At 43.2% G+C, this 26,543-nt stretch carries 21 protein-coding genes and 4 pseudogenes; 5 read left to right on the plus strand and 20 right to left on the minus strand.

Annotated elements, in window-relative coordinates; genetic code table 11:
* The 12 genes from ACH19P_RS09785 to ACH19P_RS09840 form a co-directional block, all read right to left on the minus strand.
* Complete coding sequence (locus ACH19P_RS09785) at positions 1-1,938, minus strand: transglutaminase TgpA family protein (RefSeq protein ID WP_462158389.1); 1,938 nt, start codon at positions 1,936-1,938, stop codon at positions 1-3.
* Positions 1,938-2,918: a DUF58 domain-containing protein gene (locus tag ACH19P_RS09790; protein WP_462158390.1), complete on the minus strand. Its 981-nt coding sequence runs from the start codon at positions 2,916-2,918 to the stop codon at positions 1,938-1,940. The genes ACH19P_RS09785 and ACH19P_RS09790 overlap by 1 nt, the downstream gene beginning before the upstream one ends.
* Before the next feature lies 1 nt (position 2,919).
* Positions 2,920-3,828, minus strand: coding sequence for an AAA family ATPase (locus ACH19P_RS09795; RefSeq protein WP_462158391.1), 909 nt, complete (start codon positions 3,826-3,828; stop codon positions 2,920-2,922).
* A gap of 5 nt (positions 3,829-3,833) precedes the next feature.
* Positions 3,834-4,214 carry a response regulator gene (locus ACH19P_RS09800; protein WP_347389364.1) on the minus strand — a complete coding sequence of 127 codons (381 nt, stop codon included), beginning with the start codon at positions 4,212-4,214 and terminating at the stop codon, positions 3,834-3,836.
* Positions 4,215-4,564: 350 nt separating this feature from the next.
* The gene (locus tag ACH19P_RS09805) at positions 4,565-5,578 is read right to left on the minus strand and encodes a patatin-like phospholipase family protein (RefSeq protein WP_462158392.1); all 1,014 of its coding nucleotides are present in this window, start codon (positions 5,576-5,578) and stop codon (positions 4,565-4,567) included.
* Between the two features lie 157 nt (positions 5,579-5,735).
* Positions 5,736-7,631, minus strand: a complete 1,896-nt coding sequence (locus ACH19P_RS09810) for a monovalent cation:proton antiporter-2 (CPA2) family protein (RefSeq protein ID WP_462158393.1) — start codon at positions 7,629-7,631, stop codon at positions 5,736-5,738.
* Between the two features lie 212 nt (positions 7,632-7,843).
* Entirely contained in the window at positions 7,844-8,236 is a 393-nt protein-coding gene (locus ACH19P_RS09815; protein WP_462158394.1) for an MAPEG family protein, read from the minus strand.
* A 117-nt stretch (positions 8,237-8,353) separates the two neighbouring features.
* Positions 8,354-9,064, minus strand: coding sequence for an SIMPL domain-containing protein (locus ACH19P_RS09820; RefSeq protein WP_462158395.1), 711 nt, complete (start codon positions 9,062-9,064; stop codon positions 8,354-8,356).
* 117 nt (positions 9,065-9,181) lie between these two features.
* Positions 9,182-10,738 carry a SulP family inorganic anion transporter gene (locus ACH19P_RS09825; protein WP_462158396.1) on the minus strand — a complete coding sequence of 519 codons (1,557 nt, stop codon included), beginning with the start codon at positions 10,736-10,738 and terminating at the stop codon, positions 9,182-9,184.
* Positions 10,739-10,876: 138 nt separating this feature from the next.
* The gene (locus tag ACH19P_RS09830) at positions 10,877-11,335 is read right to left on the minus strand and encodes an Lrp/AsnC family transcriptional regulator (protein WP_347389358.1); all 459 of its coding nucleotides are present in this window, start codon (positions 11,333-11,335) and stop codon (positions 10,877-10,879) included.
* Between the two features lie 68 nt (positions 11,336-11,403).
* Positions 11,404-12,045: an MBL fold metallo-hydrolase gene (locus ACH19P_RS09835; RefSeq protein WP_462159336.1), complete on the minus strand. Its 642-nt coding sequence runs from the start codon at positions 12,043-12,045 to the stop codon at positions 11,404-11,406.
* A 261-nt stretch (positions 12,046-12,306) separates the two neighbouring features.
* On the minus strand, positions 12,307-14,076 hold the full coding sequence (locus ACH19P_RS09840) for a M14 family metallopeptidase (RefSeq protein ID WP_462158397.1): 1,770 nt from the start codon (positions 14,074-14,076) through the stop codon (positions 12,307-12,309).
* A 122-nt stretch (positions 14,077-14,198) separates the two neighbouring features.
* Here ACH19P_RS09840 and ACH19P_RS09845 point away from each other — a divergent pair, with 122 nt between their 5' ends.
* Positions 14,199-15,026 (plus strand): SDR family oxidoreductase, encoded by an 828-nt coding sequence (locus ACH19P_RS09845; protein ID WP_462158398.1) that lies wholly within the window; start codon positions 14,199-14,201, stop codon positions 15,024-15,026.
* A 73-nt stretch (positions 15,027-15,099) separates the two neighbouring features.
* Here the strand turns inward: ACH19P_RS09845 and rplT are convergent.
* From rplT to thrS, 4 genes and pseudogenes are all read right to left on the minus strand, one after another.
* Positions 15,100-15,458, minus strand: a pseudogene (gene rplT / locus ACH19P_RS09850) (50S ribosomal protein L20).
* Positions 15,459-15,473: 15 nt separating this feature from the next.
* Positions 15,474-15,674, minus strand: coding sequence for a 50S ribosomal protein L35 (gene rpmI / locus ACH19P_RS09855; RefSeq protein ID WP_022944197.1), 201 nt, complete (start codon positions 15,672-15,674; stop codon positions 15,474-15,476).
* Between the two features lie 209 nt (positions 15,675-15,883).
* Positions 15,884-16,444: a translation initiation factor IF-3 gene (gene infC, locus ACH19P_RS09860; protein WP_462158399.1), complete on the minus strand. Its 561-nt coding sequence runs from the start codon at positions 16,442-16,444 to the stop codon at positions 15,884-15,886.
* A 63-nt stretch (positions 16,445-16,507) separates the two neighbouring features.
* Positions 16,508-18,420 (minus strand): annotated as a pseudogene (thrS, locus tag ACH19P_RS09865) (threonine--tRNA ligase).
* Between the two features lie 237 nt (positions 18,421-18,657).
* On the opposite strand from thrS, the gene ACH19P_RS09870 reads away from it, so the two are divergent.
* From ACH19P_RS09870 to ACH19P_RS09885, 4 genes and pseudogenes are all read left to right on the plus strand, one after another.
* On the plus strand, positions 18,658-19,098 hold the full coding sequence (locus ACH19P_RS09870; protein WP_462158400.1) for a DUF3010 family protein: 441 nt from the start codon (positions 18,658-18,660) through the stop codon (positions 19,096-19,098).
* A gap of 73 nt (positions 19,099-19,171) precedes the next feature.
* Positions 19,172-19,763 (plus strand): annotated as a pseudogene (locus ACH19P_RS09875) (manganese efflux pump MntP).
* A 110-nt stretch (positions 19,764-19,873) separates the two neighbouring features.
* A pseudogene (locus ACH19P_RS09880) lies at positions 19,874-21,719 on the plus strand (ABC transporter ATP-binding protein).
* A 105-nt stretch (positions 21,720-21,824) separates the two neighbouring features.
* Positions 21,825-22,238 (plus strand): hypothetical protein, encoded by a 414-nt coding sequence (locus ACH19P_RS09885; protein ID WP_462158401.1) that lies wholly within the window; start codon positions 21,825-21,827, stop codon positions 22,236-22,238.
* An 87-nt stretch (positions 22,239-22,325) separates the two neighbouring features.
* Here the strand turns inward: ACH19P_RS09885 and ACH19P_RS09890 are convergent, their stop codons facing one another.
* The 4 genes from ACH19P_RS09890 to ACH19P_RS09905 form a co-directional block, all read right to left on the minus strand.
* Positions 22,326-23,291: a peptidase M42 gene (locus tag ACH19P_RS09890; protein WP_462158402.1), complete on the minus strand. Its 966-nt coding sequence runs from the start codon at positions 23,289-23,291 to the stop codon at positions 22,326-22,328.
* 255 nt (positions 23,292-23,546) lie between these two features.
* Complete coding sequence (serS, locus tag ACH19P_RS09895) at positions 23,547-24,842, minus strand: serine--tRNA ligase (protein ID WP_462158403.1); 1,296 nt, start codon at positions 24,840-24,842, stop codon at positions 23,547-23,549.
* Positions 24,843-24,850: 8 nt separating this feature from the next.
* Entirely contained in the window at positions 24,851-25,234 is a 384-nt protein-coding gene (gene crcB, locus ACH19P_RS09900) for a fluoride efflux transporter CrcB (protein ID WP_347389347.1), read from the minus strand.
* On the minus strand, positions 25,221-26,507 hold the full coding sequence (locus ACH19P_RS09905; protein ID WP_462159337.1) for a replication-associated recombination protein A: 1,287 nt from the start codon (positions 26,505-26,507) through the stop codon (positions 25,221-25,223). Before ACH19P_RS09905 ends, crcB begins: the two co-directional genes overlap by 14 nt.
* Between the last annotated feature and the right edge of the window lie 36 nt (positions 26,508-26,543).

Consider the following 26,543-nt stretch of genomic DNA (forward strand, 5'->3'; position numbering starts at 1 on the left):
CTAACCTAATGTTTTAATCGATTTATTTACTGCACGTTTAAGTGCTGTTTGCTGATTTTTTGATATTTCAGCTTGTTTGTAAGTTTGCTCAATATATGTACGTTTAATTTGCTCAATATATGATTCAATACGCGGGTTTTGTCGCGCCAAATAATGCAGTTGATTAACGGGTGTAAGCTGTTCGCTACTGAGCAAACCTAATTTATCCGCGGCTTTGAAAAGTCGTTGTAATTGTTTAGCACTGTAACTTAAATGAGTTTTGTGTTGCCTAGAACTGATGAGCAATATAACAGTAAGGATTATAGCGAGACACAATACAACAATCACCATACTGTACTGAGCAAACTTATTGCCTAGTAGATTTTTGAGCATGTTATTTTGTTGTTGTTGGTCAAACCCCAGTACCCACTTCGTCCAGCTGTAATCGAGTTCTTCTAATTTCATTCTTAACCAGCGTAATGATTCAAAATTAGCAAATTGAATGAGGCCAAAATCTAAGTTGTCTAAAAACTCACGCTGTAGTTCTTCAACTTGCGATAACGAACCATTCAGTCGCTCAGGTGCAACAACCGACGTTGCATCGAAGCGCTGCCATTTTTCACCATCGTAATATTCCACCCAAGCATGCGCATCGTATTGATACACAGCCAGGTAATTTTTATCTGTCACTTGCTCACCACCTAAATAGCCTGATACCAAGCGCGCAGGTATGCCCGCGCTGCGCATAATAAAGGCGCTCACGCTGGCATAATGACCACAAAATCCACGTTGGGTTTGTGTTAAAAAAATATCGAGCGTATCTGTGCCAGTAATAGGCGTTGGGGTTAGCGTATAAGTGAATCCATTCACGGCGTAGTGACTATACAGTGCTTCGATGAATCCTTGCGTATTGCTTGTTAGGGACTTTATCTGCCGAGCGAGTTTCCTTGATTCAGGATTTCCAGTAACCGGTAGCTGGGTATAAAATCGATACTCGTATTCACTTAAAGCTAAATCCGGTTGCTCTGAGAAATTCAGGGGGTATTGAAAGGACGATGCGGAAGGGTCTTTTCGTCTGATTAGTCCATGGCGAAGATTTAATATACTTGGCGAATTACTTACACCATAACCAAGCGTATATAACCACGGATTTGCACTTTTCTCTAGATAAATTGTGGCGTTATTCTCGTAATTTTGAACCTCTGTAGCAGAGGCCGCTGCGTATATACTTTCACTTCTCACCCAGGCTTTACCATCGAACTCATCATGAAGTAGGGCGCGCCAATAATAGGGCGGGTTTGGGGCGTTATTGTCAAATTCTGCTCGAAATACAAGCTCCCCTGATTTTGCAAGGTTTGCGATGTCAAAAGGGTCAATACGTTCATTTAGTCCGGTAGTTGCTGAACTTGCACCTGGTAATTTCCAAAATGCTGGGATTTTTGGGATGAAAATAAGCATCATAGATGCGATAGGTACTGCGATTAGTATAGTTTGCATTGCCTTAAAAAGTGAAACTCTAGCTGAGCGGACACCGCTAACCGACGAGAGTGCCGCTATCAATCCAATAAAGAAAATGCCAACGAGAAAAGTACTTATTAAATCAAATTTGTATAAAAATACCGTCGATATTGAAAAGAACGATAGCACAATGACAGTCTTTAATTGTTTTTCAGTCCGGGCTTGTAAGAATTTTAAAATACAGGCTTGTAACAGCATTGCTACGAATAAAAGCACACTTTGATTTAAGTTTATGGTTATAAAAAGCACAGCTAATAATGCAGCGGCAAGTATATTCGTTAACATTGGACCTGGTCGTTTGGAACGTTTACTCGATAACAGAAGGTTCCATAAACACAACAGTAACAACACACTAAGTAACATAGGTGGGAACTCAGCACCAATGAGCGCAAGGATGCCGATGTATATCAAACTCAAAATTAAACTAGCAAAATTAACCATTAGCTTGACGAGCCTTGATCAAATGTAGCGAGGGTTCTCAGATGCGAGGTGTAATCTGTCGTTGCACCTTCAATTGCTGCGTGTTTCCCTGGAACGTGAATTGCAATCGGGAGGTTTTGCCTCTTTGCTTCTTCTATTGTATGCGCCATCATACTCAAGCGTTGCTCGGTGCTCCCAACTAGCGCTTCAAAGTCCATGACTTTTGCAGTTTGCGCTTGCGTTACAAACTCTTTTTCTAACAGCTCTTCGCGCTTAGCAAAATGTTTCCAAGAAATGCGGCGGTAATCTACCTGATGCTTTTGTTCTTTTAGTCCAGAGAATTCATCATTACCAGATTTATACAATGCGGTGCTGTCTGACTCTTCGGAATCAGTCATATAGACACTAAGCGGATGATTGTGTGCGTAGGTAGCAGGGTAGACATAATGCACCTTTTTGGGATCTAGATAACTCCAAACTTGGGCAAGGCTAAAAGGAAAGGAAGACATGATTCTAAGTCGTGCAGATATATATTTACCGCGCACATGCTTTTGCCCGTTAATGACGATTTCTTGTGGGTTTTGATCAACAGAATCAATTAAGTAATCAACATTATCCCATGTTAAAAAAATCGCGTACGAGCGTCTTTGCTCGTTTGACACTCGGATACGACAACTCACAGGTTGATTGGCAAATACGTCAGGGATATCTTGAAAAACAATGGTGAGGCCCTTCATATTACTGTAAGCCTGGATCAACGACATGAGCAGTAATATCAACATAAGGTAAGCGGTGACGTGAATCAGATTATTCTGATAATTGGCCCCTAAAATAAAGTTCAGAATAGCAACGACTAAAAACAACATCCCCATTTTTGATGGTAAGACGTATAACGTACTGTGCCCCAATGTAATGCGTGAACGTTTATGTTTATCACGTAATAGCAGCGATTCAAATCTAGTACGAATGGGAGAAAATGCCTTGGATATAAAGGCAAACATGTTAAAGCGGTACCCTTACTCGGCGTAAAATATCTTCACACACACTCGACTGACTGTAGGAGTCATGTGGATTCATGCGGTGCTCGCAAATACTTGAGAACACTGCTTGTACGTCTTCAGGCATTACAAAATCACGACCTTCGATAAACGCCCATGCTTTTGCACCTTGCGCAATGGCAATACTCGCTCTTGGCGATAATGGATGGGCAATGTCTTTGTCTTGGCGTGTTAGCGTGACCAATGCAAGGATGTAATCGACGACGGTGTTAGCGATAGAGACCGCATCAACTTGTGACTGCATCGTCATTAGCTCATGGCTGGTGATGATAGGGTCTTTAACCATATCACGCTGTGGTCCAAGACCTTTAATCAGTCGCTTTTCAGCATCTGCAGGAGGGAAACCGAGACTTAAACGCATAAAAAAACGGTCTAATTGTGATTCAGGCAGTGGAAATGTACCGGATTGATGCTGTGGGTTTTGCGTCGCTACAACAAAAAATGGAGTAGGGAGCGTGTACCTTTGTGAATCGATACTGACGCGGCCTTCTTCCATTGCTTCAAGCAGTGCACTTTGGGTTTTGGGACCTGCACGATTAATTTCATCAGCAAGCACAACCTGGCTGAATATGGGACCTTTGTGAAATGAAAATTTCTGTTCTTTGGTGTTAAATATACTCGCGCCGAGAATGTCTGCGGGTAATAAATCACTGGTAAATTGGATTCGTTGATAGCTCATACCAAGCGCTTGTGCCAAACCATGAGATAAGGTGGTTTTTCCCATGCCCGGTAAGTCTTCAAGTAGTAAATGACCACGAGACAACATGGCACACAGAGCAAGTTTGATTTGTTGTTCTTTGCCGAAGATGACATCGGCAAGACCAAGAGTCAGTTGTGTTAATTTTTCTTGCATTAGCGCTAGTTTAATTCCAAACGTTTCATAACCATGTCGACTTTATTGGCATTGAAAGGCTTGCTTATGTATTCCTTTGCACCAAATTCCCAATTGTGTTCAACATTTTCAAATGAGTTGTGATCAGCACACAATATTATCTGACAATGAGGATGGGCGGAGGTTAAATAACTAATAATGTCACAACCGTCACAGTCAGGTAATGCGACATCAACAAATACAACTTTTGGATCGAGTTGTGAAAGTAAAGGTTTGGCGTCTGCGATATCAGCACTTCCAGATATCTGGTCATAACCAAGCTCTGTGAGAATGGCGGCTAAAGAACTTCGCATGGACTGATCATCATCGATAATCAGAATCGGCTCTAAGGGACGAACAAATTCCATAATGCGTCTTTTTTATTCGTGTTTAAATTAATACTATGCGATACGGAGTGTTTGCTCAATATCGTTAATACGCTAATAACATTCAAAATATAAAACACCAAGCTATGTTTGGGCAAACATAAAGCACAGGTAATTACGCAATTAAGACTAAGTTTGTAATTAAATAACCAAAATGTCCGATACCGTCTAGTATTGGACATATGTGGGTGTGTCGATTTGAATACACATTCACTTCCTATAATTTATGTTATGTTAAATAGGCTAAGTATTTATAAACCTAACCTCATTGCCCTGACAAATTCACCGTTTTAATTAGTGTATTTTCTATTATTCACTATCTCTTCGTGTATTTATTGAATTGGCTTTTGTGTTTGTGGATCGATTCTATCTAACGACTTACCTGTGTATGTGCCAAGCAGTAATTCGATAACAGCTTCACCATAAACATCAAACCACCATTTCCCCATGTCTTTGAGTTTTTTTATGTTACTACTTGAAATGTCATCCATCGCATCATCAGGCGGATTCATTAATCCCGGTTGCTTTTTCATATCGGCATTTACGCGAATGTAATTACCCGGCTTTAATATGGTGAACGCTTGATACGCTACCACCATTTCATCTGCTAACAAGTCAATAATATCGCCTTTGGTGACCCAACCAATTTTTCCCCAGCGTTGAGATTCAGGGCCATTGATTTTGCGCGTCCGATAACCGGTCCCCACAGACAGCACTTTAAAATTATCCCAAGGCTCTAGATGCCAAATTCTTCGTGCTTCTGCTAACGCACACATGGTTGGATTATTTGCTGTTACACCACCGTCGACTAACCAATGATCTTGTCCGTCGATTTTTAGTTCGAGCGTTGGAAAGTACGTGGGCGCAGCACTAGAAACATCGGCCGCGACCGAAGACTTCAGGCCGAGGTGCTTTGAATTGGTTGACTTTAATACAACGGGTCTTCGTTTGGTGATATCGTATGACATCGCTAATACGTGCTGGCCTGTCTTAACGTCATTAAGCGTCGCTGATTTAAAGTTGTCTTTGAGAACTTTTGTCTTGCCACTGGCTTCATACTTGGGAGCATTGACTCCATCCCAATCAAACCAACCTTTATTTTCCGTAAAGATTTTTTTAGCGCTTGTGCGAGCGTATAAATTATTTATGTCATCCAACGACATATCGGTAGTCGCAAGTGCCAATGCAATGATGCTGCCTGTGCTAGTGCCGGCATAAAAGTCAACGCATTGCCTTATTGATGTACCGTGTTTGTGCGCTAACTCTTGCTCTATGAGTGTTAAAAACTGTGTGGTTGCGGCGCCACGAATGCCGCCGCCATCGAGGGATAAAATGACCTTACTCATAGTACGCCCTTTTTAATTAACTTAATATTGATTTTATTTACAATATTTAAACATTACATAAGGGTAACTCTAGTCCTTCATTGGTTCTTTGCAAGGGACAAATGCCGTTTTATCATCTATGTCTAAGCATTAAAAAGTCAGACAAGTCCCCTATTATCTAGCCACCACTCATGACATCATGTTCTTTAGACGTATTGTTAAGTTCTGTATTGTTGATAATAGCCGCAGCGGTTTCTTTTAATTGCGGCGCATATTCTTGCATGTAATCCTGCACTAGTTTGACGTACTCATCATTATCTTGAAATGGTGTGTTTGGGTCGTAGGCTTCAGCTGTCACTTGCATCATTTGTCTATCGTAGTCATTAAACAATGCAATGACTTGTTCAGCTTTATCCCTTTCTATACCGAGTGCTTCATAGGCAGAGCGCCCGATACGTAATGAACTGTCATAAGTCTCTCGAATAATATCTCTGCAACCAAGTGACCATAAATCGTATACATGGTGCCTATCTATACCACGTGCGATTACGTGAACATGTGGATAGGATTGCACAACATAATGAGTGAGTTTAGAAATTTGTTCTTTATCGTCCAGTGCGATGATCAGTAACTTGGCATTCTCTATACCCGCAGCGCTTAATATTTCCGGCCGAGTGGCATCACCAAAGAAGTACTTAACCCCCACCCGCGCCATTGTTTCTAGCATTTGGAAATTGTGGTCTATAACGGTGGCTTTGAAGCCAGCTATTTTCAATATACGGTCGACTAAACCGCCGACCCTTCCCGATCCTGCGATGATTATATGGCTTTCTTCTGGGAATGTTTCTTCGATTTGTGGCGTACTTTGTACACAGCGTGTAGCGATGAATTTTTGATAAATAATGAACAGCAATGGCGATGCCAGCATAGACAAGGTCACGATAAGCAGTAGTTTGTCAGCGATATCTTGCGCCATAATGCTATTGGTTACCGAAAATGACAGCAATACGAAACCAAACTCACCCGCTTGGGCTAATCCTAATGCGAGCAACCACAGTGCCTGATTTCTTAACCCTATCGCTCGGCCAATAATCAGTAACACAATGATTTTTAGCGATATTAACAAACCAGTGGCAGCAAAAATTTCACTAGCATTGGCGAATAGCAAGTCAAAATCGACGCCAGCCCCGACTGTGATAAAGAAGACACCTAACAACAAGCCTTTAAATGGTTCGATATTACTTTCTAACTCATGACGATAAGGTGAATTTGCCAGCACCACGCCAGCAATAAAAGTACCGAGTGCTGGCGATAAGCCCACTAAAGTCATAAGAAGTGCTATGCCAATCACTAAAAATAAAGCGGTAACGGTAAACAACTCTCGTAACCTAGCTTGTGCGACAAAGCGGAAAATTGGGCCAGTTAAAAAGGTGCCACCAATAATGACTGCGAGTACAACGACTAGACGTACTAGTGCACTTTGCCAGCTATTCATTCCAGCAGTTAAATTAAAACCAACATTACTATGGTCAGCGACATTCTGTGCACTGGCCACTAATTCAGGTGCTGCCAACAGAGGAAGGAATGCAAGAATTGGTATAACAGCGATGTCTTGAGTTAGTAAAACAGAGAAAGACGCTTGCCCACCTTGGGTTTTGAGTAACCCTCTTTCCCCCAAACTTTGCAGTACAATGGCCGTTGAAGAAAGGGTTAAGATAAGTCCGATACTAAGTGATAGTTGCCAACTGAACCCCATCCACATACAGACAACGCCAATTATTAAAGTCGTAATAATAACTTGGCCGCCACCTAGCCCTATCAATTGTGTGCGCATAGACCACAGCTTTTTCGGTTCCAGCTCTAAACCGACCAAAAATAGCATCATGACGACGCCAAACTCGGCCACATGCTGTATTGCTGTGATGTCGACATTAAATATTGTTAAAAACGGCGCAATGACGATGCCTGCGATTAAATATCCAAGCACCGAGCCCAGGCCTAGGCGTGTGGCGATGGGCACCGCAATTAATCCTGACATTAGAAAAATACAGGCAACAATTAGGATCTCTGTCATCGCAAACTCCTTAATAGGAACAGATAGTTAAAGCTAACAGACAATAAACGCAAGTGATACAGCCAAATTATAATTAACTGACTAACAAACAGTTGTGAACTTCATGTTTAGTTGAAAATACAAAGGGTAGCAACTGCTACCCTTTTCTCAAAAGCGTCAACTATAAGTGGCTTCACGATATAAAAGTGGAAGCGAAGCTTAATACTGTACTTTTATAGATAGATTCCTATTGTTGCATCTAATAGCAGAGAAATTGCGGTTAGGATCATCACACTGAATGTTAGCAGCATACTCAGCACGCGGATTTTTAACTTTTCGTTTATCTGCGCGATATTACTTGCATGCAATAAGCGCCCTACCACAAACACAATCCCTAGAATATGCACATAATGACTGGCCATTCCTTGATATTCGTTGAGGAATAACAAAATCAATGCAAAAGGCACGTATTCGATAAAGTTACTGTGTGCACGGATAGCGCGGTTAAGCTCTTCATGCTCGCCAGTCCCAAGTGATTGACGTTTTTCGGTTCGTACTTTAACGACATAAAGGCTAAGTTGTACGTAAACCAAAGCTAGAATGGCGGCGTAAATTGACACAATCACAGTAAAGTTCCTGAAAAAAATTTAGTTTGTGAAACGTTACAGGTAATTGATTTAAAAGAAAAGCGCCGATGGGAAACAAAAAATACGTTTCGACATCGGCGCAGGAGAGGACGGTAGTTAATTATCGAGTAAGAAGACTGCGTTTACGGTTGCTGACACTTTAATTTCACCAACATTGTATGCATCTTTTACGCTACTCTGAGCGTCACTTGCCATCATTTTCATTTCAACCCGAGGATACGGCATTGGCTGTTGGTGTTCTAATGCATTAATGCTGTAAACATTTCCCACTTTGGCGTCAAAGCCATGAGCGTAAATAGATGCGTTTTCCTTTGCGTCTTTGAAGGCTAGCTGTCTTGCTTTTGCATATAGCTCATCATAATTACTCAATCCAAATTGAGATTGGCCTACTTGGTTAGCGCCGGATTGAACCAATATTTGTAAAACATTAGCGTAATTATCCACGCTTCTTAGAATGACGTTAACAGAACGACTTACTTCATAACCATCAAATTCATTGGTCTGTGTTTGTCTGTTATAGCGAGATTTACTGTGAATATTCAGCTGGCTTGCGTGTATGTCTTTTCCTGCAATGCCCTGCTCTTTGAGTAAAACAATCATCTTGGCGAGTTTGCCATCAGCCGCCTGTTTGGCCTGCATAACATCCATGTTCTGCTCGTTGACGCTGACATTTATCGTCACCTGATCCGGTGTAGCCCATACCTCACCCACACCATTGACCTGCATATGCGGTTTGTCAGGTAAAGCTTGTGCATGAAGTTGAAATGCTAAAGATGAAGCTACTAGTAATGGAAGGAACTTTTTCATTTACGGGTCCATTCGAAATTAAACTACAAAAAGTGTAGTCATTTTGGGGTTAATTTCACCTGAACAAAAAAGGCCAACATGATGTTGGCCTCTTATTTTTAATTTTAAGCTTGTTGCTTATCCTAGTTCGTCTGAAGCTACGCGGTATTTCGGGTCTTCAATTACGTTTATTTCGACCAAATCTCGCGCTTTGTGCAGAAGTTCTTTACAGTCCGCACTGACATGTCGAAGGTGTAGCGTCTTTCCTGCTTTATTGTATTTGTCTGCCAATGTATCTATGGCTTCAATCGCACTGTGATCAGCAACACGACTGTGCTTAAACTCAACAATAACGTCTTTAGGGTCATTCTTTACATCAAATAGTTCAATGAAGTTTTTTACAGAGCCAAAGAACAGCGGACCGTGTAATTCGTATACTTTTGAACCTTCTTCGTCGATGTAGCTTTCTGTGTAAATGTGTTTAGCGTGCTGCCAAGCGAAAACCAGTGCAGAGACGATAATACCTACACACACTGCAATCGCAAGGTCGGTCGCGACGGTCACAGCGCTCACAAGGAAAATCACAAAAGCATCTGACTTTGGTACTTTGCGCATGATGCGGAAGCTTGACCATTCAAACGTGCCGATGACGACCATAAACATTACACCAACCAGAGCTGCAAGAGGGATCATCTCTATATAGCTCGCTGCAAAAAGAATGAACACAAGCAATAACAGTGCAGCAGTAATACCGGATAAACGACTACGACCACCCGAGTTAATATTGATCATCGACTGACCTATCATGGCACAACCACCCATGGCACCGAAGAAACCACAGGTAACATTCGCTGCGCCTTGTCCAACACATTCTTTATTACTGTGACCACGGGTGTCAGTGATTTCGTCTATCAAGGTCAGTGTAAGAAGCGATTCAATAAGACCAATTGCCGCTAAGATCACCGCATAAGGAAGGATAATTTTCAGCGTTTCTAGATTAAACGGGACTTGAGGAATGTGGAATTCTGGTAAACCACCTGCGATAGTCGCAGCGCTGTCGCCTGTCATATCTTTAACGAAGTCGATAACTGTACGCGCTTCTAAATCTAACCCAAGCACTAGACCAGTAACAACAACGATGGCAGCCAAGCTAGAAGGAATTGCTGTGGTTAGCTTGGGTAAGAAATGAATAATAGCCATGGTTAGCGCCACGAGGCCTAGCATAGTGTAGAGCAAGTTACCTTGCATCCATTGCATCTGCCCTTCGCTGTCCAATACTTTAAACTGGCCCAGCTGCGCAAGAAATATAACTATCGCAAGTCCGTTTACAAAGCCCAGCATGACTGGATGCGGAACCATACGGATGAACTTACCGAGCTTAAACACTCCGGCCAGTATTTGCAGGATACCCATCAATAGCACGGTTGCGAATAGGTACTCTACCCCATGCGTCACCACTAAAGAGGTCATTACTACTGCAAGTGCGCCTGTTGCGCCAGAGATTATGCCAGGGCGGCCACCAATTAAGGACGTGATTAAACCGACGATAAACGCGGCGTACAAACCAACTAATGGGTCAACCTGCGCAACGAATGCGAAGGCAACGGCTTCAGGCACCAAAGCAAGTGCTACGGTAAGTCCTGACAATATATCGTTTTTAGCAGAGCTAGGTGCTTTGCTGAGTAAGTTAAACATTTATTCCTCGTTTGCGATGCGATTTGAAACAACCTGCGAAAGGGCTGCAAATTCTAGCAAAAACGGGATAAATTAACAATTACGCAAACAAAAGCGCCCACACATGTGGGCGCAGAATGATGTGTTTTAATTATGTCATTACAATGGCAAGGAGGTTGATCGTTTTACGCAAGTCATGGTCACGTTAGAATGCACTTCCTGTACATAAGGTAAGCTAAGTAGGTTATCGCGAACGAATAACTCGTAACCTTCGATACCTTTAGAAATGATACGCAACATAAAGTCCATCGTGCCAGCCATTGAGTAACACTCAGTGACTTCGTCGTAGCTCATGATCAATTCTTCAAATTGCGCTAACTGATCACGCCCATGGTTTGATAATCGAACATGGGCATAGACCAACATATCAAACCCTAGCTTTTTCTCATCTAAAAGCGCTACCTTGCCTTTGATGTAACCTTCTTGCTCGAGTCGCGCGATTCTTCGCCAACACGGAGATTGAGACAGACCAACTTGGTCTGCAATTTCGGCAGTCGATAGACTTGCATCTTGCTGTAGTAATGCCAATATCTGGCGATCAACTTGGTTCAATGACATTGTTTTTTCTTTTTTTATCGTTAATTAGGTGAAATTATACACAAGGGATCGGAAATCGTCTTGCTTTTTTAGCCAAATTTTCCACTTATAAAAGGGTTGGAAAGCCTTTCATGGCCAACCGAAGTGTCTTCCCCATGGCCGCTCAATATACGGTAATCGTCAGCTAATGACATGACTTCTCGCTCTATTGAAGCGATTAACGTTGGTCCGTCACCTTTGGGAAAATCGGTGCGCCCAATAGACCCTTTAAAAATAACATCACCCACTAAGGTCACCTTATTGTCATGGTCAACCAAAATAACATGACCTGGGGTATGTCCGGGGCACAAACGCACTTCAAATGACGCTTCGCCCAGTGTTAACACATCGCCATGACTTAACCATTTCGTTGGCAAAAATGCTGGCCGTGGCGCAAAACCAAACATCTGCGCCTGTTGTGGCAGGGCGTCAAACCAAAACTGTTCATCGGCGTGAGGACCGATGATGTCTACTTCATAGGCTGTGGCCAATTCGTCTGCTGCACCGACATGGTCAAGGTGACCATGGGTCAACCAAACAGCTTGTGGTTTTAGCCCTAGTTCATTTAATTTAGCGACTATTTTTGTTGTATCGCCTCCTGGATCCACTACAACAGCTTGTTGAGTGGCTGTGCACTCAATAATGCGGCAATTCTGCATAAACGGTGTTACAGGAATAGTATGAATTTTTATAGTCATATAATGGTTTGTTTATCTTTCGGTTTATTTTACGTCCATCAAATGCCTTGTGGTCTCACGATACGAAAGTGAGTTTGCTCGCTCTATCTATTGCAACAAAGACCAGAATGTATAGGATGAACCCATTAGGCAGCGTTATTCGTGTTTTTTAGGTTTTTTTCTCATGCTCAAACACAGTCACTAAACCACGCATGCTTTGCCTTGTATAAAACACGACTAGCTGCCTCAATAACAGGTATTAATGGATGAAAATCTCTAATACTGCATTAAAATTGGGTAGCGTAAATATTGTTGATCATAATATGGGCTGTTGGCGTAAAGCCATGCGCGCCGTGAATCTGCATCTTGTGCAAATGATTCGTCTTTCAACTTTTTCTCATATTGTTTCGCTAATTCAGGGTGTTGTTTTAGCAAAGTTTCAGCGTGCGGTGCTAACGCATAATTTTCTACATACTCTGTACGTTGAAAAAGGGTATGCATAAAGCCCCATTGTAATAGCGAATCCGGCGCCTCAGGATGCAACATGTGCGTTGCCAACAAGCCCAAGCGTTGCTGTGTATCTACTTTCAGCCATGAAGAATCTAGAGTATATGCTCCCGTCTTATACTCCATGGTTGGTGTAACACGAAAACGGCCTTCAAATGGCGATTTAGCAAATTCATGCTCAGCAATAACGCCCTGAGTCAGATTCATCGAGGTTATCGCATCAACAGCTTGCAACTCTATCCCCTGCACTTTGAGCGTATCAATGATTTGTCTATATTGCGCAGGAATATAAAACGCCTTAGGTATTGCTACCTGTGTTTTGATGTCTTTTTGCCAATAAATAGGCAGCTTTTCATAGTTTTGTGGCTTGCCTAAATAACGAACTTCTTTCGTTTTTGTCGCGTCACTGAAATAGTGTTCATAAGCGACACCTTTAAACTCAACAAAGTCAGGCTCTTTTGCATAGCCAAGCTCAACGACTAATTCTTCAGGTTGGCTTTGAACAGACGATTTAACAGCTGCAGCTATTTTATCAGCATTGTTTGCCATCGCATCAATGGCGCCGTCTAAGAATACATAGGTGCCTAACACGCGCTGTTTATATGGCTTTAACGAGTGATTCTCAACGAGAATTGTTGGTAAATGGCGAAGCTCACCCCACCCATTGGAGTAACGCGGTCCGGCAACCCACCCTGCGAGGCCGTGCTTGAATTCCATTTTGTCCATCACAAAAACTAATGGACCCGGAATGTGACCTTGTTTGTGTAGTTTTGCGTCAATGATCGGTTTTACGTAATCATCAAGTGCTTGAGTTACCTTTGGAGATACACTCACAAACACTGGGTTATAGCCATAGGTGATGTCGTACTGATAATCAGCGCCGTCAGTTACATGCACATCAATGTATAAATCCGGTTTATACGCATTGACGACATTAGCAATAGCGCGAATTCCCGGTGTGTCTAATTTGGTATAGTCACGATTGAGATTTAAGTTTTGGCCGTTGGTACGAAACCCCATTACCCGAGGACCGCGTTGATTGATGCGATTAAATTCACTGCTGCGCTCGTGACCATCAACATTAAGGATAGGAATAAACAGCAAGTTAACGCGTTTGAGTATGTCATTACGCCTACCGCTTGCGATATCACGAAGCATCATAAATCCAGCGTCTTTACCGTCTATTTCACCACTGTGGATACCTGCTTGTATAAGCAACGTTGGTTTGCCGTTTGCTAAGATGGCATCTGCAGATTCGGCACCATCTTGTGTAGCGATGAGCATATTGATATCTCGTCCTGCATTACTTTGGCCTATGGTCGTAATTGTGAATTGTGCAGGGTTTGCACTTTGTAATGCGTGCAAAAATACCATTGTTTGCTCATAGTTTGGCGAGTCGACACCGCCAGATTTTTCAAAATCCGTGACCAGCGGGCCTTGAGATAGGACTAATTCTTCGCTCTGGCCATGCCATTCAATGAGTGGCGGCAAGTGCGCGTCGTTGGCCAAGGCTGCCGTGAGTAATAGACTTGTAAGCATCTTCTATATCTTGTTATTGCTTTTATTACACTCGAGTATAACAAGCTTAACTAAACACTGGCGAGTACTGCGATGAAATGTTAGTTTCCTAACAATCTTGATCATAGATGATACATAAAACTATGAAAACCATATTAATTACCGGCTGCTCAAGTGGTATCGGCTATTACTGTGCTCAGCAATTGCAAAAACGCGGCTACGAGGTTATTGCTAGTTGCCGGCGTATTGAAGATGTAAAAAAGCTCAATGCACAGGGGATCACCTGTGTGCAATTAGATTACACCGATACTAATTCAATTGAACAAGGGTTAGAAGATGCCCTTGCCTACAGTGGTGGCAAACTGGATGCATTGTTTAACAATGGCGCTTATGGTCAACCGGGTGCCGTTGAAGACTTACCTGTAGATGCCCTAAGAAGGCAATTTGAAACGAATGTGTTCGGATGGCACCATTTGACTCAGCTAGCGTGTAAAAAAATGCGCAAACAAGGACATGGCCGAATTATTCAAAATTCGTCCGTGTTAGGTTTAGTGACCCTACCGTATCGTGGTGCGTACAATGCCAGCAAATTTGCCCTCGAAGGTCTTACCGACACCCTTAGATTAGAGCTACAAGGCAGTGGCGTACATGTGTCTCTTATCGAGCCTGGCCCTATCACGTCAAAGTTTAGAGACAATGCCCTTCACGCGTTTTTGACATCGGGTATCGATATTGATCACAGTGCGCATCGAGAAAATTACCTTGCGCAGCAGCGCAGGCTTGAATCAGCTACCGGACCACAACCCTTTACTCTTGGACCTGAAGCTGTGTATAAGCGCCTAGTGCATGCATTAGAATCGCAACATCCGCAAGCGCGTTACTATGTGACAAAGCCGACGTATATATTCGGTATTTTGAAACGCATTTTGCCAACGAGCTGGATGGATTGGGTATTGGTGAAATCAAGGTAGTGGTTGGTTTAAGTAAATCACAAATAATAAAAAAGGAGCCTATAGGCTCCTTTCTTCTGCTAACACAGGTAGATTAAGCTGAAAGACCTTCTTTCGCTTTAGCTACTAATGCTGCGAATGCAGTTTGGTCATAAACAGCGATATCTGCAAGGATTTACGGTCGATCTCTACAGAAGTCTTCTTAAGACCGTTGATGAAACGGCTGTAAGACAAACCATTTTGACGAGCTGCAGCGTTGATACGTGCGATCCATAGTTGACGGAAAGTACGTTTCTTCGCACGACGGTCACGGTAAGCGTATTGACCCGCTTTAGTAACCGCTTGGAAAGCTACGCGGTAAACACGTGAACGTGCACCGTAGTAACCTTTAGCTTGCTTTAAAACTTTCTTGTGACGTGCGCGCGCGATAGTACCGCGTTTTACTCTTGCCATTATTCTATACCCCTATTAAGCGAATGGTAACATACGAGAAACTAAGCCGTGGTCGTTCTTGTGAACCATTAGCTTAGGACGTAGGTGAAGCTTACGCTTAGAAGTTTTCTTAGTCAGAATGTGACGAAGGTGCGCCTGTTTACGCTTGAAACCGCCTGAAGCAGTTTTCTTGAAGCGCTTTGCAGCGCCACGGTGTGTTTTTAGCTTATAAGCCATTGCAATAACTCCAATATGTATTGCTTTAAATTTAGCAAGCAGGCGTCCAACTTACGTTGACACTTTAGTGGCCTAACTTACTCCCAAAACCGGTGAAGGGACTATAAAAGTCCCCTACTTTCAACCGGATAGATACAGGTGCTATTTAAAATACCGAGGTATTCCAATTAGCTTGTAAACCTGCACTAAATCTTAAGTCGCGCAGTATACTATTTTTTAGCCACTGGCGCTAGCATCATGATCATTTGGCGGCCTTCGACTTTCTTAGGGAAAGACTCTACTACTGCCAAATCTTCTAAATCATCTTTAACGCGATTTAAAAGTTCGATACCGATTTCTTGGTGTGCCATTTCACGACCGCGGAAACGAATAGTCACTTTCGCTTTATCGCCAGCTTCTAAGAACTTGCGAAGGCTGCGCAATTTAACTTGGTAATCACCAATGTCAGTACCCGGACGGAATTTAATTTCCTTAATCTGGATTTGCTTTTGCTTCTTCTTCTGTTCTTTTTGTGCCTTGCTCTTTTCGAAAATGAACTTACCGTAGTCCATAACCTTACAAACAGGTGGCTCAGCATTAGGGCTAATCTCAACGAAATCGACACCAGCTTCTTCCGCCAATGACAACGCTTCACTCAAAGACACAATGCCTGCTTGCTCACCGTCAAAGCCAATTAGTCGAACTTCTTTTGCCGTGATGTCTTCGTTAATACGATTTTTTTGAGTCGTTTGTTGACCCTTTTTTCCGCCTCTAATGGTACGTTCCTCCAAGAATATTAAAAATAAAAAAGGGTGTTACCGTCAGTATTTGGCACACCCTTTTTCCATCACAGATTAAATTCTATTTTTAATCTCATCTGCGATTTTTGTAATAAAGTCGTCGACTTTAAACTTGCCAGGTCTTCACCCGTACGTGTCCTTACTGCGACTTCCTGTTGTTCAACTTCTTTGTCGCCAACTACTAATAAGTAAGGTATACGTTTTAAAGTATGTTCGCGAATTTTAAAGCCAATTTTCTCATTTCTCAAGTCAGCTGCGGCACGAATACCCAGTTTATTTAATTTTTGTACAACTTCTTGCACATAATCAGACTGTTTATCGGTGATATTCATGATCACAACTTGCTTTGGTGCTAGCCACGTTGGGAACAAACCCGCGTATTCTTCAGTAAGAATTCCGATGAATCTTTCGATTGAACCCAGAATCGCACGGTGAATCATAACAGGTGTACGACGGTCGTTGTCTTCTGCAACATAACTTGCACCTTGAGCGTCCAGGCAGCATGAAATCAAGCTGTACAGTACCACATTGCCATGCACGCTCTAGGCAGTCATAGAGTGTGAATTCAATTTTTGGACCGTAGAAAGCACCTTCACCTGGTAAATATTCGAATTCGATATTTTTATCAGTCAGTGCTTGAGCAAGCGCTTTTTCAGCTTTTTCCCAAAGTTCATCTTCACCGATACGTTTTTCAGGGCGTGTAGATAGCTTTACAACAATTTTTTCAAAACCGAACGTAGAATAAGTGTCGTAAACCATGTCGATACACGAAATAACTTCTTCAAGAATTTGTTCTTCTGTACAGAAAATGTGCGCATCGTCTTGTGTAAAGCCACGTACACGCATCAAACCGTGCAATGCACCTGAAGGCTCGTTACGGTGACAGCAACCAAATTCCGCCATGCGCAGTGGTAAGTCACGGTATGACTTCAAACCTTGGTTAAAGATTTGAACGTGGCCTGGACAGTTCATCGGTTTGATAGCATATTCACGCTTTTCAGACTCGGTAGTAAACATCGCATCACCGTATTTATCCCAGTGACCTGATTTTTCCCACAAGCTGCGGTCCATCATCAGAGGACCTTTTACTTCTTCATAGTCGTATTCGCGTAATTTTTCACGAACAAAATCTTCAAGCTCGCGATAAATGCTCCAACCATCGTTGTGCCAGAAACACCATGCCGGGTGCTTCTTCTTTGCCAGTGCCATAAATCTAACGCTTTGCCAATTTTACGGTGGTCACGCTTTTCGGCCTCTTCTAAACGCTGTAAATAGCCTTTAAGTTGCTTTTTGTCAGCCCATGCTGTGCCGTAAATACGCTGCAACATCTTGTTTTCAGAGTTACCGCGCCAATAAGCGCCCGCTACTTTCATGAGTTTAAAGTGTTGGCAAAAAGACATATTTGGTACGTGAGGACCACGACACATGTCTACATACTCTTCGTGATGGTAAAGTCCTGGACGGTCATCTTTTGAGATATTTTCGTCTAGGATTTCCATTTTGTAGGTTTCGCCACGCGCTTCAAATGTATCGCGTGCTTCTTGCCAACTTACCACCTTTTTAACAACATCGTATTTTGTTTTTGCAAGCTCCAGCATGCGCTTTTCTAGTGCTTCTAGATCTTCTTGTGTTAACGAGTGCTCCATGTCAACGTCATAATAGAAGCCGTTGTCAATTGTAGGACCAATCGCCATTTTCGCATCAGGGTATAGTTGTTTGATGGCATGGCCGATAAGGTGTGCACAAGAGTGACGAATAATCTCTAGACCATCTTCGTCTTTAGCAGTGATAATTTCTAAACGCGCATCTTCGGTGATTAAATCACAGGCATCAACGCGTGAGCCATTAACACGCCCTGCGATGGTTGCTTTAGCAAGACCCGGACCGATGTCGTTAGCGACATCCATAGTAGAAACTGGATTTTCAAAGATACGCTGACTGCCGTCAGGAAGAGTAATTACAGGCATGTTTAATCCTTTTACAGTGGTGACACCTACGCCGCGCCACATGTAGTTAATTGTTTTTAATTGAAAATTTTAAATCAACGCTTATACCAACAAGCATTGCATTGATACAACAGCACAGACGTATCTGTGCAAGCGCACTATTTTCGCGTGCAAAGCACACAAATTAGAGGCTAAGTTAGTAATTTTTATGATCATCTCTGATATACTAGTGGGCATTGATTACAAGGGCGTTAAAACATGAATACCTGTGGCGTAGAAATTAAAGGCAGTGAAGTACTGCTTTGCTTATTATCTAAAGAAAACGATGTCTTCGATATCCGCGACGTAAGACAAACTCGTTTCGTTTTAAACGATGCTGATGACACTGAGCAAGTACAAAAATTTTATCGTGATTTTAAAAAGTTAATGGAAGATTACCGTGTAGATTCAATTGCGATCAAAGGACGCCCCCACAAGGGTAAATTTGCTGGCGGCGCGGTAGGTTTCAAAATGGAAGCTGCGCTGCAACTTATTTCAGATTTGGATGTGCGCGTACTTAACGCAACAACGATGAAAGAGCAGTTGAAGCGAAACCCTCTGCCAATTGACTTTGAAGAAACGGGCCTGAAGAAATTCCAAGAACAAGCGTTTACCACAGCGTACGTGTACATCATGCAACGTACTTACACAAAAGAATAATTTATCTTCATTTATTGGTTGGCCGTACTATTTTGTTAGCGGCTAACCACTGTCACCTCTTAAGATTTGTTTTATGATAGAAGTACTTATTTTAGCGATAGCGCTAAGTATGGATGCATTCGCTGTATCAATAGGTCTAGGCTCCAAACACACCCACACTACTAAGTCACTGGCTATCAAAGCGGGCATTTATTTTCGGCTTGTTTCAAGGGCTGATGCCGTTAATTGGTTACCTAGGCGGCAAAGGCCTACTCGGCTGGGTGGAAGACTATGCGCACTGGATTGCATTCGGATTACTGTTGTTGATCGGTGCCAAAATGATTTATGAAGCACTCAGCGAAGGAATAGAAGAAGATATTGCACAAATTACCCATAAAGTGATGTTAATTCTGGCGATAGCAACGAGTATCGACGCGATGGCAGCGGGTTTCACCTTAACCTTGTTAGATGTTCATCCGTTAATTGCTTGCGCTATGATTGGCGTCACCACTTTGATATTCAGTGTGATTGGTGTGCTAGTAGGCGCTCGCAGCGGCACATGGCTTGAGAGTAAAGCAGAATTGTTAGGTGGAGTCGTATTAGTCTTAATAGGCTTTAAAATTCTGCTTTTAAGTTCAAAAGTGGGTCCAACTGGGCCCATTTTAATTCGTGTCAAACATCCTTAATGCGGCATATAAGACACGCTTTGTTGCAAAAAAACCATCATCTCGGCGCTATGCAGTGCTAGCGTTAATCGTTAAACTGATTGATTAAATTACGTATCAATTAGTTGTCTATGTTTGCATTTTTTGAAAAATTAACACGCCCCTTCCCCGAACGCGAAACCAAAGCGCCTCCTTCAGGGCTTTGGGCATTTTGCCGTTATTATACCCAAGGAATGGAATGGCCATTAGTCGTCATGTCTATCAGTGCAGCACTACTGGCCATTATCGAAGTATCCATGTTTAATTTCATGGGGCAACTCGTTGATTGGTTGAGCAATACAACTCCTGAGCAATTATTTGCCAATGAGTCAGAGACGCTCTGGTTTATGGGTTTTGTAACCTTGGTTGCCCTACCGATTTTAGTGTTTGTTCATTCATCCATTTTGCATCAAAGCTTACTGGGTAACTACCCTATGTCGATTCGTTGGTTGGCACACCGCTATTTATTGAGGCAAAGTATTAGTTTTTATCAGGACGATTTTGCAGGGCGGATTGCAACCAAGGTAATGCAAACCTCACTAGCGGTGCGGGAAACCGTAATTAAGCTTCTCGACGTTGCTGTTTATATATTCGTGTATTTTAGTGCGATGCTTATCTTCATTGGCCAGGCAGATTGGCGATTGATGATCCCGATGCTTGTGTGGTTGGTAGGCTATATTTTCATCCAGCGTTATTTTATTCCACGCTTAAAGCAAGTAGCAGAACAACAAGCAGAAGCTCGCTCGCAGATGACCGGGCGTATCGTAGATAGCTACACCAACATCTCAACGATTAAGTTGTTTTCACATTCTGCAAAAGAAGAGCAATACGCCCAAGAATCAATGCAGTTATTTCTCGACCCTGTTTATCGTCAGATGCGCTTGGCGACTGGTTTGCAAGTGAGTGTGCAAGTGTTGAACTACGCCCTCGTCGCCGCTACAGCCGCGTTATCCATCTACTTATGGTCATTCAGTTTAATAAGTGTGGGTGCTATCGCGATTGCTGTTAGTTTAGCCTTGCGATTGAACGGAATGGCGCAATGGATGATGTGGGAAGTCAGTGCACTGTTTGAGAATATTGGCACTGTGGCTGATGGTATGGAAACGCTCACCAAACCCATTGCCATTAAAGATAAACCGAATGCTCATGAATTGTTCATCGACCAAGGTGCTATCAACTTCAATAACATTTCATTCAACTACGGCAAAGAATTACACCAAGACCAACCTGGAGTATTAGCGTCTTTGAATCTAGCGATAAAAGCAGGTGAGAAAGTCGGTGTAGTTGGTCGCTCTGGTGCCGGTAAATCCACACTCGTCAACTTGCTATTGCGTTTTTACGATGTGGAACAAGGCCATATCACGATAGATAACCAAGCTATTGATGCTGTAACTCAAGAGAGTTTACGTCAACACATCGCCATGGTGTCACAAGATACCGCCCTACTGCATCGCAGCGTACGCGAAAATATTGGATATGGCTTAGCCGATGCAACTGATGAACAAATTATAGAAGCGGCTAAACAAGCCAAGGCATGGGATTTTATCTGTGACCTTGAAGACTCAAAAGGCAACAAAGGGTTAGACGCTCAAGTAGGTGAACGTGGTGTGAAGCTCTCCGGCGGTCAAACGCCAGCGTATTGCCATAGCACGTGTATTGCTTAAAGATGCACCAATCTTAGTGTTAGACGAAGCAACATCGGCATTGGACTCAGAAGTCGAAGCGGCTATTCAAGCGAGTTTAGATACGCTAATGCAAGGTAAAACGGTGATTGCCATTGCCCATCGACTGTCTACGATTGCACAGATGGACCGCCTAGTGGTAATGGATAAGGGGCACATTGTTGAGCAAGGTACACACCAAGAATTAATAGCGCTTGGTGGTATTTATGCACAGTTATGGGCCCATCAAACTGGCGGCTTTATCGGCACGGAATAATACATTATTGCATATAACACAATAACGATTCGACAACGCGGTCAAGGACGACTAGTTTTATTAGCTCTCGTTGCAATATCGCAACCTGATATAAGGAAGCTTACTATGGCTAAGAACTTATTAATGGGCGCGTTGTTTTGTGTATTTAGTTTGTTGTCTATTCAAGTCGTACACGCAGATGATCACGAGCCACCTTTTATTGGTGGTAACTACTGGGAAGTAACAGGGATTAAAATTGCGGATGGAGCCGGCTTAAAGTATTCCAAATGGTTAGCTACAGAGTGGCGCAAAAGCTCTGACTTCGCTGTAAAGCAAGGTTGGTTAATTAGCTATTCCATTATCAGCAATGTCCATGCTCGCCATGACGAACCAGACCTCTACATTGTGAGGGTGTTTGAAAATATGGCGTCTGTCGCTGAGAATGAAAAGCGTCGTGAAGAGTATTTGGCTTGGGCAAAAAAAGCATGGAAAAAATGCAAGCGGAAAGCGGAAATCGTGCGGAATATCGCACCATCATGAGTACCGCACTACTGCAAGAAATGAAGTTCAGAAAATAACGTGAGCTGATGCGGAGCCTTTTTTAGGCTCTGCCACCAACTAACTATCCTATTCCTTCGATAATGCAGTCAATACCGATATAAATTTCTCTACCGACTCAATCGCTGCGGATTCTTGCATTGTGTGATACCCAGTTGAAGGTATTTGAATCGTAGTACCATCTACGAGTCCATTCGATGCTGCAATGATGCGGCCAAGCTCGGTACTCCCAATTGATTTAGGCTCCTCACCTTGTGCAACTAATTCAGCGTTGGTTTGCTCCATGTACTTATCTTTGAACATGTAGCTAATATTTTCATTAATACAAAGCTGTTCAACCATTTTGGTCGCTTCTTCGTTAAAGGACGCATTGGCATCTTTATAACGTAGAACGAGCTGTTGACTGTTTGCTGCTGCAACATCAGGAAACGGGCTGGTATCAACTACGAATAATCGGTTTGTGGAGCCACCAAAACGGCGGAACCACTCCAGCAAATAACGCCAACTTTTACCCGCCTCTTCTTGGGCTGTGAAGAACGCTGTGCCTTGGAAACCATTAGCAAACATATGTACCAAGGCCGCGGCGCATAGCACATTATCTAGTTGGCCTGTAAGTCGAGCGTCGTCAATCTTAAGCTTGTCTTTAAACGCCACGGGTGTACCTGCAACCAAACCTTCGAGGCCATCAATTTCAAAAATGAGGTTGTTTCTAAATTCACAGATATACGCATTTTTTATGACACCACCACCACGATACGCGCCCGACCATGGCTCATAGGCGTAGACAGGCTCGTTCTGGAAGCGTTCGGTGATTTTTGTCATCAATTCTTCGGAAACGGAGTTATTCAGCAAGTCCGTGCGATTACCCGCAATAAACGCGGCATATTGGAACTCATTTGGACCTGTACACACTAGACCATGCCTGTCTATATGAGCAGAAAACATGGTGCTAAACGGCTTGCTGCCTTGAGCTACAAGTAACCCTTCATACCAAGTAACGTGCGCACCTCGCTCTTCAAGCTCGCGTTGTAACACACGAAAAAAAGAGTGCTCAGCACCAACCACACTCGGTTGACGGATAATGGTTTTGAGTAATCAATAAAATCGCTGTTTAACATATGTTTTATAGTGGTTGTAACGCACTTCCGGAGTTAGCTTACAGCGAAATTAGAACAGCTTTTGGAAACAGTCAATTTATTTGCATCCTTTAAATACAAATAAATTGAAGGCTTTTCAGATATAAAAAAGGCCGCGAATACTGCGGCCTTTTTTAGCTTAAAAATCAGTCTATTATTTAGCGCTGATCACTTCTACTCCACCCATATACGGGCGCAGTACGCTTGGTACCACTACCGAACCATCGGCTTGCTGATAATTCTCAAGGATCGCAACTAGCGTGCGGCCCACAGCAAGACCAGAACCGTTTAATGTATGAAGAAGCTCTGGCTTTTTCTCACCTGCACGGCGGAAGCGCGCTTGCATACGACGCGCTTGAAAGTCACCCATGTTTGAACACGATGAAATCTCGCGGTAGGTGTCTTGTGCCGGTAACCATACTTCTAAATCGTATGTTTTAGACGCGCCGAAGCCCATATCACCAGTGCACAGTACAACTTTACGATATGGTAACTCTAACGCTTGAAGGATTTGTTCAGCATGACCCGTTAATTCTTCTAGCGCTTGCATCGAATCTTCCGGCTTAACGAGTTGCACTAGCTCAACTTTATCAAACTGGTGTTGACGAATTAGACCACGGGTATCACGACCATAGCTACCTGCTTCACTACGGAAACATGGTGTGTGCGCAGTCATACGCACAGGAAGTTCTTTCTCTTCGAAGATTTCGTCACGCGCACAGTTTGTTAGCGGCACCTCAGCGGTTGGAATTAAGCTAAACCCTGCATCATGCTCGCCCAGTTTTTCGGTGTGGAACAAGTCTTCTGCGAACTTTGGCAATTGACCTGTACCAAACAAGCTGTCTTTGTTGACAAGATACGGCACATACATCTCGGTATAGCCATTTTTATCTGTGTGGGTATCAAGCATAAATTGAACAAGCGCACGGTGCATACGCGCGATTTGACCGCGCATTACCGTAAAACGAGCACCAGATAGTTTTACACCCGCTTCAAAATCCAAACCTTTATCAAGTGCCTCGCCAAGATCAACGTAATCTTTTACTTCAAAGTCGTAGGATTTAGGCGCGCCCCACTTGCTCACTTCAACATTGTCAGCTTCGTCATTACCTATAGGCACTTCTTTAGCCGGCAAGTTAGGCAAGCCAGAAGCAATGTCGTTTAACTGGGCAAGTACTTCGTCTTGTTCTTTCTTAGCATTTTCAAGCTCATCACCTAGGTGGGCAACCGCATCAAGTAACGGTTGAATGTCTTCACCTTTGGCCTTTGCTTGACCAATTGCTTTAGAGCGCGTGTTACGCTCATTTTGTAATTCTTGAGTTTTTGTTTGTAGCGCTTTGCGCTTTTCTTCTAATTCAGCAAGTGTTGCTACGTCTAATTCGAAGCCACGTGTCTTTAAACGTGCTGCTGTTTGATCTACGTCCTGACGGAGATACTTTGAATCTAACATGTGAGTTTTTAACCTTTTTGCGTTGTTAGCATGAGGCCTATTGCAGCCATAAAAATACACACCCCAACATTAAGCAGGATGTTTAACGCCACTTTCAGCCACTGGCCTTGCTGCATCAGCAGTAAGGTATCGAGCGAAAATGTTGAAAATGTTGTCAGCGCGCCTAAAAAACCAATTCCTAGAGTTAGGCGGTGTGGATTTGTGAGAATTTCACGATCCAAAAGGCCATATAAAACGCCCATTAACAATGAACCGAGAATATTAACTGTCAGCGTGCCAAAAGGGAATCCCTTTGGCAGTAGTTTTAAAGCTAATTCGTTTACGCCAAAGCGAGCACATGCCCCTAATGCACCGCCTAGCGCGACCAATAGATAAGTGCTAATCGGATTCATAGCGCCTCCTTGTGCTTTGGCCATCTCTTTCTTTTAAATACTCAAGTTTATCAGCAATACGCTTTTCCAAGCCCCTGTCAGTAGGGTGATAATATTGAGTATCTGCAATTTCAGGAGGGAAGAAACATTCACCTGCTGCATATGCTCCTGGTTCATCGTGAGCATAGCGGTAATCTTCTCCGAAGCCCTGCTCTTTCATTAACGCAGTGGGTGCATTGCGCAAGTGAAACGGCACATCAAGATCCCCTGTTTGCATAGCATGACGCTTCGCTTCGTTGAATGCTTTATATACCGCATTGCTTTTTGGCGCACTGGCTAGGTAAATAGTCGCTTGCGCGATGGCGCGCTCACCTTCGCTTGGACCAACACGATGATAAATATCCCACGCATTGAGCGCGACCTCCATCGCTTTAGGGTCGGCATTGCCAATGTCTTCTGTGGCGATGGCAAGTAATCTCCTAGCAACATACAGTGGGTCACCACCTGCAGTTATGATGCGGCAGTACCAATACAATGCACCATCTGGACTGGAACCCCTTACTGACTTATGAAACGCTGAAATTAAGTCATAATAATGGTCGCCGCCTTTGTCGTATCGGGCAACCATTTGCGGAGCAACTTGTTGCATTACTTCTTGAGAAATGACTCCTTTATATTGTTCGCCCATCGCCAATTGCGAAGCGACTTCTAACAGATTGAGTGCGCTTCTCGCATCTCCCCCGGCTCCTTTACATAACTGCTGCAAACTGTCCGGTTCAATTCTGATATTGGCTTGGCGTAACATTTCATCATGCCCAAGCGCTTGGTTGATGACCTGTTCCAAGTCGCGGCTGTTGAGCTTTTGTAAAGTGTAGACACGCGCTCTGGAGAGCACCGCATTATTAAGAGCAAATGAAGGGTTCTCTGTGGTTGCGCCAATGAAAATAAAAGTACCATTTTCAACATGTGGCAGTAACGCGTCTTGTTGCGACTTATTGAATCGATGCACCTCATCTACAAACAACAAACTGCGTTTGCCTGATTGTAAACTCGATTGCGCCAATTCGACTGCTTCTCGAATGTCTTTTACACCTGCGCTAACGGCTGAAAGCTCAATAAATTGGGCGTCGCAATGATTGGCTATGATATGTGCGAGCGTAGTTTTACCGACCCCAGGCGGGCCCCATAAAATCGAGCTGTGACAATTGCCCGATATAATCGAGCGATACAAAGGCTGGTCTTTACCAAGGATGTGCGTTTGCCCGATATAGTCATCCAGAGTGTGAGGGCGCATGCGCGCCGCGAGTGGGCGCACATCAGGTGCAAAATC

The organism is Pseudoalteromonas sp. GB56 (genome assembly GCF_054923835.1).

Excerpts from the sequence above, each read along its gene's own strand:
- ACH19P_RS09785 (WP_462158389.1), bottom strand. The coding sequence starts at position 1,938 with ATGGTTAATTTTGCTAGTTTAATTTTGAGTTTGATATACATCGGCATC.
- ACH19P_RS09790 (WP_462158390.1), bottom strand. The coding sequence starts at position 2,918 with ATGTTTGCCTTTATATCCAAGGCATTTTCTCCCATTCGTACTAGATTT.
- ACH19P_RS09795 (WP_462158391.1), bottom strand. The coding sequence starts at position 3,828 with ATGCAAGAAAAATTAACACAACTGACTCTTGGTCTTGCCGATGTCATC.
- ACH19P_RS09800 (WP_347389364.1), bottom strand. The coding sequence starts at position 4,214 with ATGGAATTTGTTCGTCCCTTAGAGCCGATTCTGATTATCGATGATGAT.
- ACH19P_RS09805 (WP_462158392.1), bottom strand. The coding sequence starts at position 5,578 with ATGAGTAAGGTCATTTTATCCCTCGATGGCGGCGGCATTCGTGGCGCC.
- ACH19P_RS09810 (WP_462158393.1), bottom strand. The coding sequence starts at position 7,631 with ATGACAGAGATCCTAATTGTTGCCTGTATTTTTCTAATGTCAGGATTA.
- ACH19P_RS09820 (WP_462158395.1), bottom strand. The coding sequence starts at position 9,064 with ATGAAAAAGTTCCTTCCATTACTAGTAGCTTCATCTTTAGCATTTCAA.
- ACH19P_RS09825 (WP_462158396.1), bottom strand. The coding sequence starts at position 10,738 with ATGTTTAACTTACTCAGCAAAGCACCTAGCTCTGCTAAAAACGATATA.
- ACH19P_RS09830 (WP_347389358.1), bottom strand. The coding sequence starts at position 11,335 with ATGTCATTGAACCAAGTTGATCGCCAGATATTGGCATTACTACAGCAA.
- ACH19P_RS09840 (WP_462158397.1), bottom strand. The coding sequence starts at position 14,076 with ATGCTTACAAGTCTATTACTCACGGCAGCCTTGGCCAACGACGCGCAC.
- ACH19P_RS09845 (WP_462158398.1), top strand. The coding sequence starts at position 14,199 with ATGAAAACCATATTAATTACCGGCTGCTCAAGTGGTATCGGCTATTAC.
- rpmI (WP_022944197.1), bottom strand. The coding sequence starts at position 15,674 with ATGGCTTATAAGCTAAAAACACACCGTGGCGCTGCAAAGCGCTTCAAG.
- ACH19P_RS09870 (WP_462158400.1), top strand. The coding sequence starts at position 18,658 with ATGAATACCTGTGGCGTAGAAATTAAAGGCAGTGAAGTACTGCTTTGC.
- ACH19P_RS09885 (WP_462158401.1), top strand. The coding sequence starts at position 21,825 with ATGGCTAAGAACTTATTAATGGGCGCGTTGTTTTGTGTATTTAGTTTG.
- serS (WP_462158403.1), bottom strand. The coding sequence starts at position 24,842 with ATGTTAGATTCAAAGTATCTCCGTCAGGACGTAGATCAAACAGCAGCA.
- crcB (WP_347389347.1), bottom strand. The coding sequence starts at position 25,234 with ATGAATCCGATTAGCACTTATCTATTGGTCGCGCTAGGCGGTGCATTA.
- ACH19P_RS09905 (WP_462159337.1), bottom strand. The coding sequence starts at position 26,507 with ATGCGCCCTCACACTCTGGATGACTATATCGGGCAAACGCACATCCTT.